The organism is Meiothermus hypogaeus, assembly GCF_003574035.1.
GTDB classification, from domain to species: Bacteria; Deinococcota; Deinococci; order Deinococcales; family Thermaceae; genus Meiothermus; species Meiothermus hypogaeus.
The window spans coordinates 1-11730 of record NZ_QWKY01000089.1 but is presented as its reverse complement, the minus strand read 5'-3'; the positions used below and the strand labels follow the sequence as shown (position 1 = coordinate 11730).

Below are 11730 nucleotides of genomic sequence, written 5' to 3'. Positions count from 1 at the left end.
TTGCGGAACTCCTCCACAAAGCGCTGGTTGACCGGGTTGTTGAGCTCCAAGGCCCAGTGCGAGCTGTTGTAGATGCCCACCATCGGACGACCCACGGCCCGGAGCTGTACCTTAACCTGCTGGGGCTGAAAACCGCGGGCATCGGCGTAGAGGGTATAGGTGCCTGAGGGGAGCCCTTCCAGGTCGGTATTGCCCTGGACGACTCGCTGAAAATTGTTGGGGCCTTGCACCCGTACGGCGGTCTGGGGTGGGCTGACCCGAATCGAAAGATTGCCGGTTGCAGACGGGTCGGCGGGGGTGGGCTGCTGCTGACCCAGCAAAATGGCCCGAAACTCGGCCACGCTCTGGGGGCGCCGGTCCACCCGGATTTCCAGGGCCCGGTTGACGGCCTGCTCGAGGCCATCGGGGGTTTCGCGGGGCAGTCGGAGGGGCTGGTTGCTTTGCACCCGGTCGGTCGCGGCAGGGGGCACCACCCCCGTCAGCGCGTGGTAAAGCGTAGCGCCCAGCGCGTAGAGGTCGGTATAGGGGCCAAACTTGCCGGCGGTGCCGTACTGCTCCAAAGGCGCGTAGCCCGGGGTAACCAGCCGGGTGTGCTGGAGGGTTTTGCCCTGGGCAAACTGCCTTGCCGAGCCAAAGTCGATCAGCACCACCCGGCCATCCTGGTGCAAAAACACGTTGTCGGGCTTGATGTCGCGGTGCAACATCCCCGCGCTGTGCACCACTTCCAGCGCATCCAGCAGCTTCAGGGCAATATCCTGCACCTCGCGGGCTTCCAGCTTGCCCTGCTTCTCGATTCGCTTGCCCAGGGTCTGGCCTTTCAAAAACTCCATTACCAGATACGCAGTGCCGTTTTCCTCAAAAATATCAAAGACCCGCACGATGCCCGGATGGTTGAACCTGCTCAACACGCGGGCCTCGTCCTCGAACTTCTCCATGGTCTCGGCAAAACCGGTCCCCAGCAGGCTGGTGGGCGGTACCACATTGCGCGAGTTGGCGCGGCGCGAGGAGCCTTCGGGGAACAATTCCTTAATGGCCACGGGGCGGTTTTCCTGGGTATCGGCCCCCAGGTAGGTAATCCCAAACCCGCCCTGCCCCAGCACCTTGCCCAAGGTGTAGCGCCCACCTTTGAGCCGGGTTCCTACCGGCAGATGCTGTTCGCCCGGCATGGCAATGCTCATGCCACAGGTCGGACAGATAGGGGCATTGGTGGGTACGGGGCTGGCGCAGTAGGGACAACGTTCCATATCCAGGCAGAGGGGCTTGGCAGAGCGCCTCCGCTCCAAGTTAGGCGCCGGTCATCCTGCGAATCTCTTCGTCGGAGGGCAGGTCGCCTCCGCCAGCGGCCTCGGGCCCTTGTTTGAGCACCTGGGTCTTGGCCCCAATCTTGATGGTCTTGGCGGTGCCGATGCTAATGGTCTTGCTGCTTTTTAGCTCGCCTACGGCCTGGTCGAGGGCGCGGGTCATGGCGGTGTTGCCCAGCTTAACGGTCAGGTTGCGGGCCAGTTCCAGCGTCTTGGCGGCTTTGCTGGGGTCGGTACGGGCCTCTATGGTGGCCTGCTTGATGAGCTGCTCGATGTTGCGCTGCTGCACCCATTGCATGACCTCGGGGTCGATGCGGGCGGCCAGGGTTTCGTCGGTGGTGAACTCCACCACCACGTCCAGGGGGGGCACCTCACCCCGGTAGCCCTGGCCGGGCACTTCGTAGGTCAGGCCCATCTGGGCAATGCGAATGCGCGCCGGGGGCCGAGTGGGTAGGGTGAACTCGAGGATAAACACCGTCCAGTCGCCCTTGGCCGCGTTGCCCAGGGGGTAGGGCTTGGCCTTCAGGTCTACCTCGGCTTGGGTAGGGTAGACCCGCGTGACCCGATCCAGGGTCACATCCTTCACGGTTCGCACCGATAGTCCAATGTTGGTAATCACCTCGCTGGCGGCGTTTTCCAGCTCGCCCAGAATGGCCTTGGGCAGCTCGGTGGCCTTGAGGCTGGGGGGCAGCGGATTCTGGGTGTCGGGCACAATGTGGAAGGGCCTGCCCTGGGTGCGGTCGGTGATATCGGTAAGAAGGTCGTCGTTCCAGTCGTCGCCCACGCCAATGGCGGTCACGGGGATGTGGGCCTCGGCCAACGCTTGGGCGGCCTGCTCGACCAGGGGCTCATCGAAAGCCTGCCCATCGGTCAGCAGAATCATGCGGCGGCTGCCCGACTCCTTTTGCAGTTGCTTCATGCCTTCGAGCATCCCCGCACCCATGTGGGTTCCACCGGAAAACTGGGGCAGTTGTTCCACGGCTGCGATCAAGCGGGCCTTGTGGGCGGCGTCGGTAAAGGGCTGCACCACGCCGGCGTGGTCGTCGAACTTGATGAGCGCCAGGCGGTCGGTAGGCTGAAGTTGACGGCTATTCAGCAGGTTTTGCAGCGCCTCTACCACCAGATCCATCTTGCTCTTGGCGCCACGTACGACCTCATACTCCTTTCCATCCACCCGCACGCTCTGGCCGGTGCGCTCTTTGGGTTCGGTCACCACCTCGCGCATCGAGCCGGAGGTGTCCACCACAAAGGCGATGGCCAGTTGGGGCCGGGCGCCAGCGGCCTGGGCCTCGGGGCGCACCTTGAGGGCCAAAAACATCTTCTGGCCGGGCATGTTGGCCAGCAGGTATTCGCGGTGGGGTTGCAGACGGGTCTCGAGCATAAATCTCCTATACGCCGCTATGCAGTTGGGTGAGCAGGCCTAACCAAGCGGGGCAGGTTCCACAGGGGCCGGATGTCCAGGAAGGTGTCCAATACGAGCGCATTCAAAAACGATTGTAGCTTAAGCGCTTGGGCGCTGCCGCATTCCTTTTCCGCATGAGCCACTCACATTTGGCCAGCGGGTAGGCCTATCCCTTGAGCGCCCCATCAACCTTTGCTTTTCTAAGTCGGCTTGCGGTGGGGTATGCGACTCGCCAAACTGAACTACGGGGCGGCCTTCAGGGTCTGGCCGGTTCGGGAGGGCTCACCCAGCAGGCTCAAAGGCTCCTGGGCCAGGGTTCGCAGGGCTTTGCGGCGTCGGCTTTTGAGTTCCTTGAGCTCGAGCCGCTCGAGCTTCAGCCGGTTCAGGGCGTAGTCCAGGTAAATCGCCTGGGCCTCCGGAGCGGCCCCGCCCAGCACCCGCCGACGGGCGATAAAGCGCTCGGGCTCCAAGGCCTGCAGCAGCTCGGGGTCGCCAAACCCCAGGTGGCTTTGCAGGTCGTCCAGGCCCAGCTCGCCCACCGTGCGCCCCTTGCTGCTCAGCTCGCGCAACATGCCCTGTACTTTAGGGTAGGCCTCGGCCAGCGAGAGGTGATGCCCGGAGACCAGCACATCCACCAGCTCGGAAGCCAGCACGCTGCGGTCGCGCAGGCCCTGGGAAAGCACCTCGGGCACAAAGCGGCTTTCTTGCAGGGCCACCCGCATGAGCGCCACCGCCCCTTCGGCGGCGTAGAAAAGCCCGTGGAGGGGCTCGAGCACCCCCGGCCCGTGGTCGTTCACGTCGCCAAACGGCGTGCTGTAGTTGAGGTGACCCAGGGTGACGGGGCCGCCCATCAGTTCGGCCAGGAAACCCCGCACATGCTCGAGCACCACCGGGTTTACCTTCTGCGGCATGATGGAAGACCCCTGGCTGATTTTTTCGGCCACCAGGAAGCCACCCTGCTCCGCCCAGAACAAGAGGTCGGCCACCAGACGCGACAAACTGGTGGCCATACCCGCTAGGGCATAGGCAATTTCCAGGGCCCAGTCGCCTGCGGCAATCGCATCGTAGGTATGCTCCAGGGTGCCCCCAAACCCCAACCACTGGGCCAGGGCCTTGCGGTCTACCGGATAGGGGCTGCCCGCCAGGGTCGAAGCGCCCAGGGGGCATTTGTCGGTGGTCTGGAAGGCCGAGCGCAGGCGCTGATAGTCGCGCGAGAGCAGGTTTTCCACCCCGGTCAGATAGTGCCCCAGGGTGGTGGGTTGGGCTGGGCGGTGGTGGGTGTAGGCGGTCAAAAGAGTTTGCCGATGGGCCTGTCCTAAACCCAGCAACTCCCGCCGCAGGTCGGACAAAGCTGTTAGCACCCGCAGCAGCCGCTCACAGGCGTAAGCCCGAAACACGGTGAGGTCGAGGTCGTTGCGGGAGAGGCCGCGCCGCAGGGCCCCTGCAATCTCGTGACCGTAGCGCTCGCGCAGATGAAAGTCTATGGTGAAAAAAATATCCTCGAGCTGACCAGTAAAACCCGGAATGGGGTCTTTGCGCAGCTCGCTCAAAGCCCAGGCGGCCTCTTTGGCCTCGGCAATGTTAAGCTTGCTCAGGCCCAGGGCGTAGGCCGTAAGGGCATCGAAAAAATAATCGCCCAGGTGCTCTTTGGCAAAGCGGAAGTGCCTTTGTAAGACCCAGCGACGGTATAGGTTGTGCCAGCGCACCTGACCTCCTCAAAAGGGCATGCCGCGTGATGAAATGCCCTTCTACCATTAGCATATACTGCCCTGATGGAAGCCTGATTTGAGTCAGAGTGGCCTCCCACGAATACCCCACACGGCATCCTTTGGAAGCTATGGCGTGTGGGGTAATTTACGCTGCATCGTGTGTAGCGTAAACGTGGGAAACGCGATCAGGGGCATCTCCTGAACCGATGCCAGCCCTTCAAGCAAGCCACAGCGCCACCAAACCGCCTGTGGTGGTGGCCAGCAGATTGGTCAGGTCGTTGTTCCACCATTCAAAGCGGTCTTCAAACAACCCCAGCAGCGTGTCGGCCAAAGCCCCAGCAATGCCGCCAAACACCACAGCCCCAGCGGGCACATCCAGCCACCAGGCCCAGGGCGCAAACATCCCCGCGCCCAGCACCAGCGCAAGGGTTCCGGGCGCGCTTACCGCCGCGTTGGTTCCGCTCTCCACCCGCCCTTTGAGCGGGTGCCAGGCCCACCGGCTTCGGCTGCCTATTTCGGTGGCCAGCGTGTCGGCGGCGGCGGTGGCCAGCGCAGCCGCAAAAAAGACGGGCGACCCCAGTGCCATACCCAGCGCAGCCGGAAGTCCGTTGGCCAGCACTTGAAAAGCCCTGCGACCGGTGTGGTCATGGCTTTTAGGGTTGAGCCGACTGGCTACACTGCCCAGCGCCACAAAAAAGATGACCGCCAGGGCGGCGCTAAAGCCCCCGGCCCACAGCGGCAGCCCACCCACCAGCGCCGCAGCCCAGGCAGCCTTGGGCCTGAGCCAGCCCATGCGTTCGGTCAGCACGGCCACAGCAAAGGCGATGAGCAGGGCTAAAAGCAGGTTCATAATACCAGATTCGGTTAGTTCGTCACCCTTTGGTGACGAACTAACCCGACCGAAGGGTGAGGCTTTTTTCGCCGACCGTCAGGGAGGGGTGTGCTCTAGGATTCAAAAAGACAGCCTCTGGTGTTTTTGGTTTTGTAAACTGTCTTTTTGAATCCGGTAAGGGGAAAGTCGCCGATGGTCGAGGGACTAAAGCCCATAGCCAGGCGCAAAAGATTCTTGGCACTTTTGTTCCTCGACTCTAGATCCTTGACGCCTACAATACCTGCGACCAGTTCACTGTGCGCACGTTAGGCACACTGCGCAGGCGCTCATCCAGCACCTTTTGTTCGCCTTCCGTGAGGTCTACCCGGGTGCTGATGCGAAACAGCGAGGAGAGGGGGGAGGTGGGGCTGGAGTTCACGCCCATGGCACTCTTGCCCATCGAGGCAATGGCGTCCATGATGTCGCGCAGCAGGCCGGCCCGGTCATCGGCCAGGACTTCAATCTGCATTACCCGGCCCAGCCCTTCCCAGTAGGCCAGCACCACCCGCCCCGAGTCATGCTCCATCAGACGGCGCATATTGGGGCAGCCTGCTTTGTGAATCGTGACCCCCCGCCCCCGGGTGATGTAGCCCAGGATGGCATCGCCCTTGGCGGGCTCACAGCAACTGGCCAGCTTGATGGGTACGTTCAGGTTGGACTCGAGGCGGATGCCCAGCTCGTTCCTGACCGGCTTGCTTTTGGGAGCGACCGTTTCGTTTTTGGGCGCCAGGATGCGGGCAACCTGCTGGGGCGCCACCCGACCCCCCGCAATGGCGGCATACAAATCCTCTGGCGAGGCGCTCTTGATGAGCTTGCGCCCCACCTCCTCGAGCTGGCTTTCCAGGGGTTTGGGGAGCCCCCGCCGCTTGAAGTACTTTTCCAGCATCCGCGCACCCTTTTCCAGGGTCTCGGCCCGCTCGAAGGCGCGGAAGAACATCCGCACTTTTTGCTTGGCCGAGCGGGTTTTGGCATACTCCACCCAGTCTTTGGAAGGATGGGCGGTTTTAGCGGTGAGAATCTCGATGATCTCACCATTTTGCAGCTCGTAGCTAAGGGGTACGATGCGCCCGTTGACCTTGGCCCCCACCATGTGGTGCCCCACCTCGGTGTGGATGTGGTAGGCAAAATCCACTGGCGTAGAGCCCTTGGGCAGGTTGATGATCTTGCCCCTGGGGGTGAAGACAAACACCCGCCCGCCCAGCAGTTCTTTGGTGACGGCCTCGACAAAGTCACGCGAGCTGCTGTACTCCTGTTGCCAGTCCTGAATGCTCTTGAGCCAGCCCACCCGCCGCTTGAGGCCTTCGGGGTCGGTCACACCCTCCTTGTAGAGCCAGTGGGCGGCAATCCCAAACTCGGCGACCTGGTGCATCTCCTTGGTACGAATCTGCACCTCCAGCGGCAGGCCATTCACCGCAATGACGGTGGTGTGCAGCGACTGGTAGCCATTGGGCTTGGGCACCGCAATGTAGTCCTTGACCCGGCCCGGAATGGGCTGCCAGAGGGCATGCACCAGTCCCAGCACGTGGTAGCAGACCTGTTTCTCGCGCAGGGCGTTCTCTTCGGGGTCTTTGCCCTGGCGTGGCTCCAGGATTACCCGCAGGGCCAGCAGGTCGTAGATTTGCTCGATAGCTTTACCCTCCCGTTCCATCTTTTTCCAGATGGAAAAAAGGTGTTTGGTACGACCCGTGACCTCGATTTTCTTGATGGACTGCTTGAGGATGAAGTCGCGCGAGAGGGCTTGCTCGAGCTTCTCCTTAGCGGCCTGTACGGCGGCCTCGCGCTCGGCCCGGTGGCTTTTGAGGCGGGCCTCTAAGGCCTGGTAATTCTCGGGGTCGAGGTAGCGGAAAGAAAGGTCTTCGAGCTCGAGTTTGACCTGCCCAATCCCCAGCCGGTGGGCCAGCGGGGCATAAATTTCCAGGGTTTCGCGGGCGATACGCTTTTGTTTGTGGGGGGGCATGAACTCCAGGGTACGCAAGTTGTGCAGCCGGTCGGCCAGCTTGACGATGATAATCCGCACATCCTCGGCCATGGCAATAAACATCTGGCGCAGGTCTTCGGCGTGCTTTTCCTCGGCGGGTTTGTCTTCCTGGGCGGCATGGGCCAGCTTGTAGAGCTTAGAAACCTTGGTCTCGCCCTCCACAATTTTGCGCACCGCCGCCCCAAAGCGCTCCTCGATCTCCTCGGGCCGCACCTGGGTATCCTCGATGGTGTCGTGCAATAGTCCGGCCATGAGGGTTTCGGCGTCCAGGCCCAGCTCGGCCAGGATTTGCGTGACGGCAACCGGGTGAATGATGTAGGGCTCCCCACTCTTGCGCTTCTGGCCTTCGTGGGCCACGTAGGCAAACTCGAGGGCGGCGCGTACCTGCGACCTGGCGTGGGCAGAGAGATAGTGCAGATGAGGCTCCAGGTCATGCCACAGGGCCTCCACCGCCGAAGGCTCTGTGGGCGATAGAGGGGTCACCACGGGTTCATGGGAATGCTTGGTCATAGCGGTTGTGGGCTTTGCTTTCGGTTAGCCCCAGAAGACACTTTGCTAAGTCTAGCACTTTGCTCGAGTCTCACCAATGCTGGAACTGTAAATTCCAGAGAAACTCCATAAATGAGCCATGCACACCGGGGCTGGAAGGTATACAAGACCCGCTTGCGCGATGGCTGGGTGCCAAGCGCAGGGAAGGGTATCCAGGGCGTGTCTATAGCATCACAATCGGCGTCTATAACTTGATACAATGCAGCCATCTTCAAGGAGCACCATGCAGATTAGCCCGCAGGCTACGCATCTCAACCATCAATCGCTTGGGTCTTTTAAGGCCCTTTTTGCCACCCTCGAGGCCCCCACCTCTGTACAAGGGGTCTACAGGGCCGAGTTTGTGGGCCCGGCCTGGCTGCGCTGGATCGCCCCCAAAGGGCTGTGGTTGCTGGGGTTGGGGGGCTGGTGTGGCAAGGATTTCGCCGCCGATGGCACGGGTATCAACCTTTTACGGCGTGGCGATATGGTTATTCGGCGTTTTCCCATCCGGGTGGCCCTGGTGGTTTCGCGGGTGGATGGCCGGCCCTGCCAGGCGGTGACCTATCCTGAAATCAATCCCTGGCCGTGGCCTCGGGTGACAGACGAGTTGCGCCAACTCGACGAGCGCACCCTGCTGGGTCTGACCTTTTTCAAAATGGGCCCTTTGGCCCGGCTTCCACTCCCCTTTTTGCTGCATCAGGAGCCATGAACTACAACTACGACGTACTGGTGGTCGGGAGCGGGTTTGGCGGTAGTGTGGCGGCCCTGCGCCTGAGCGAAAAAGGCTACCGGGTGGGGGTGCTGGAGCAGGGGCGGCGGGTGAGTGACGCCGATCTTGCCAAAGCCAACCGCTCGGTGAAGGATTTGTTCTGGCTTCCGGCGCTGGGCCTCAAAGGCTTTTTTGTCCAGCACTTTTTTCGCCATGTCACCCTCATCGGTGGGGTAGGGGTGGGCGGTGGCAGCCTGGTCTACGCGGCGGTGTTGCTCGAGCCGCCGCGCTCCTTTTACCAGGATCCTGCCTGGAGCCACCTGGGCATTGATTGGGAAAGCGAACTGAAGCCCCACTACGCCACCGCTGCCCGGATGCTGGGCCGTGCCATGTATAGCCAGATGCACGAGCAAGACCGCTATTTGCAGCAAACCGCCCAGGCCATGGGGGCAGCCTCAACATTCGGAGGTGTCCCACTGGGCATCTACCAGGGGGAGCCGGGCGTCACAGCACCAGACCCCTATTTTGGAGGAGATGGCCCCAAGCGGACCGGTTGTATCCGCTGCGGGGCTTGCCTGGCGGGCTGCCCCCACAACGCTAAAAATAGCCTGGATAAAAACTACCTGTACCTGGCCGAGAAACTAGGGGCGCACCTTCTGCCAGAGCGCAAGGTGACCCGCATCCAGCCCTTGCCGGAGGGCGGCTATGAACTCCACACCCATAACCCCCTCACCCGAAAGAAGTATCCCCCCCTGCGGGCTCAAAAGGTGGTGCTGGCAGCGGGCGTTCTGGGTACGCTTCAGCTCTTGTTTGCTAACCGCGAACAGTATCGCACCCTGCCCAACATTTCGCCCACGCTGGGTAAGGTGGTGCGTACCAACAGCGAGGCCATCACGGCAGTCCTGTCTCCCAAGGACAGCCCTGACCTGAGCCACGGCCCCGCTATTTCCTCGCATTTTTACCCTAATTCCCATACCCATATCACGCAGAACCGTATTCCGCCGAGCTACTGGTATCTGAAGCTGTTCAATGGGCCGCTGGTGGATGGCCCAAGCCCGGCAATACGGGCTTTGTACGCACTGCGCGAGTTCGTGTTTCGTCCACACCGCTCGATGGCCTCGTTACCGGTGCGCGATTGGCACCAGCGCGTGACCATCCTGGCCACCATGCAGCAGCTCGACAACCAGCTGGGTTTTCGCTACGGACGGGGCTTGTTTTCGCTCTTTCGCAAAGGTTTGCAGTCGGTGGCCATCCGGGGTAAAACCGCTCCTACCTACATCGCGGAGGCCAATCAGGCTACCCGTGCTTTCGCCCGGGCAACAGGTGGCATACCTCACAACTCCTTTCTGGAAAGCCTGCTGGGCATGTCGGTAACGGCGCATATTCTGGGAGGATGCCCGATGGGCCGCGATGCCACCCAGGGCGTGATCGACGTCCATCACGAGGTGTTCGGCTACCCAGGGCTGTATGTGGTGGACGGCTCGGCCATTCCGGCCAATGTGGGGGTCAACCCCAGTCTGACCATCACGGCGCTGGCCGAGCGGGCCATGTGCTTGATTCCGGCCAAAGAGACGTTTTCTGGGTGAGGGCAGCCCCGCCTCCGAGACCTGCTGCAGGCTGGTAGACTAACCCCATGCTACGCCTGGACCTTAACAACCTGTTTTCCGAACGCATCGGCCCCGAGGGGATTGACTGGCCAGCGATGTTGGCTGCCCATGCACGGAGCCTGGAAGTAGCGCGCGATGCGCTGTTGGAGCGCAAATCCAACCCAGAGGCCTTTTTGGGCTGGATTGACGTGCCCGAAGACACCGAAACCCTGCGCCGGGTGCTGCGTTACCGCCAGGCCAACGGCTGGGTCGAAGACCTGGTGGTGCTGGGTATTGGGGGCTCTGCATTAGGGGCACAGGCGGTGAGTGCCGCCCTGGGGAATGGCTCGGTGCGGCTGCATTTTGTGGACAATGTGGAGCCCGAGCCCATCATTGGGCTGCTCCGCACCCTCGAGCCCCACAAAACCCTGGTCAATGTGATTTCCAAATCGGGTTCTACGGCCGAGACCATGGCGGCTTTTCTGGTGTTCAGGCAGTGGCTCGAGCTGGCCGTGACCGATTGGAAAAAACACGTGGTGGTCACTACCGACCCTGCCAAGGGCATCTTGCGCCCCTATGCAGAGGCCGAGGGCCTTACAGCCTTCGAGGTGCCCCCTTCGGTAGGTGGGCGCTTCAGCGTGACCTGTCCGGTCGGCACCCTGCCGCTGGCCTTTGCCGGGGTAGACCTGGAAAGCCTGCTGGCCGGGGCGCGAAAGTCCAACGAGCAGGCCAGGGGGGCCCTGGAACATAACCTCCCGGCCCAGACCGCCCTGGTTAACCACCTCTTTAGCCAGAGGGGCAAGAACATCGTGGTCTTCATGCCCTACTCGACCCGCCTGCGCTATCTGCCCGACTGGTTTGTGCAACTCCACGACGAATCGCTGGGCAAGATGCGCGACCGTCAGGGGAATGAAGTCCGCACCGGCACCACCGCCGTGCGGGCCATCGGCACCACCGACCAGCACGCCCAGGTGCAGCTTTTCCGCGAGGGCCCCCGCGATAAGCTCACCACCTTTGTGCGGCTCCTGGCCCCCAGTGAGAACCTGGAAATCCCAGCGGTGAAGGGCCTGGAGGGGCTCGAGTACCTCTTCGGCAAGAGCTTTTTCGAGCTCCTGGATGCCGAGGCCAAGGCCACTGCCCATGCCCTGGCCAAAGCTGGACAGCCCAACTACACCCTCGCCCTGGAAAAACTCGATGCCTATAACCTGGGCTGGCTGCTACAGCACCTGATGTGGCAGACCGCCTTCTTGGGTGAACTCTGGAACATCAATGCTTTCGATCAGCCGGGGGTGGAGTTGGGCAAGGAATACACCTACGCCCTGATGGGCCGTAAGGGCTGGGAGACCCTGGCCCAAGAACTGAAAGCCGAGGGTGTGGAGTAACTGAGCTTTGTTGTGGAAATTGCACTACTTTGAACCTGCTTCTTTGCAATTAACGCACAGATTTCAACCCCGCAATGTTTATTTTGAGCGAAGTGTGATACCAGATTTGGTTAGTTCGTCACCAAAGGGTGACGAACTAAGTATCTCCACATCAGATTTTTACCTCTACAGCCCCCAGTAGACCTAAGGCATGCAAAAGGGCTTGCTTGAGTTGCGAGAGGCAAGCGTAATGACGGCGGGGCAGGAGGAAGGCTTTGAGCTTTT

At 61.6% G+C, this 11730-nt stretch carries 8 protein-coding genes; 3 read left to right on the top strand and 5 right to left on the bottom strand.

Going from position 1 to position 11730, the window contains the following annotated elements; translation table 11 throughout:
• The 5 genes from Mhypo_RS15415 to Mhypo_RS15395 form a co-directional block, all read right to left on the bottom strand.
• Positions 1-1244: serine/threonine protein kinase (locus Mhypo_RS15415; RefSeq protein WP_147371360.1), on the bottom strand; the 1244-nt coding region annotated here is incomplete at its 3' end.
• Between the two features lie 40 nt (positions 1245-1284).
• Entirely contained in the window at positions 1285-2682 is a 1398-nt protein-coding gene (locus Mhypo_RS15410) for a vWA domain-containing protein (RefSeq protein WP_119342161.1), read from the bottom strand.
• Positions 2683-2945: 263 nt separating this feature from the next.
• On the bottom strand, positions 2946-4409 hold the full coding sequence (locus tag Mhypo_RS15405; protein WP_119342160.1) for a lyase family protein: 1464 nt from the start codon (positions 4407-4409) through the stop codon (positions 2946-2948).
• Between the two features lie 220 nt (positions 4410-4629).
• The gene (locus tag Mhypo_RS15400) at positions 4630-5262 is read right to left on the bottom strand and encodes a DUF92 domain-containing protein (RefSeq protein ID WP_119342159.1); all 633 of its coding nucleotides are present in this window, start codon (positions 5260-5262) and stop codon (positions 4630-4632) included.
• Positions 5263-5515: 253 nt separating this feature from the next.
• Positions 5516-7771: a RelA/SpoT family protein gene (locus Mhypo_RS15395; protein ID WP_170148327.1), complete on the bottom strand. Its 2256-nt coding sequence runs from the start codon at positions 7769-7771 to the stop codon at positions 5516-5518.
• Positions 7772-8033: 262 nt separating this feature from the next.
• Between Mhypo_RS15395 and Mhypo_RS15390 the strand changes: the two genes are divergently transcribed.
• Genes Mhypo_RS15390 through Mhypo_RS15380 form a run of 3 tightly spaced genes read left to right on the top strand, consistent with a single transcriptional unit; the run spans position 8034 to position 11466 of the window.
• Entirely contained in the window at positions 8034-8498 is a 465-nt protein-coding gene (locus Mhypo_RS15390) for a hypothetical protein (protein WP_119342158.1), read from the top strand.
• On the top strand, positions 8495-10084 hold the full coding sequence (locus Mhypo_RS15385; protein WP_119342157.1) for a GMC oxidoreductase: 1590 nt from the start codon (positions 8495-8497) through the stop codon (positions 10082-10084). The genes Mhypo_RS15390 and Mhypo_RS15385 overlap by 4 nt, the downstream gene beginning before the upstream one ends.
• A 47-nt stretch (positions 10085-10131) precedes the next feature.
• On the top strand, positions 10132-11466 hold the full coding sequence (locus Mhypo_RS15380) for a glucose-6-phosphate isomerase (protein ID WP_119342156.1): 1335 nt from the start codon (positions 10132-10134) through the stop codon (positions 11464-11466).
• Positions 11467-11730: the final 264 nt, after the last annotated feature.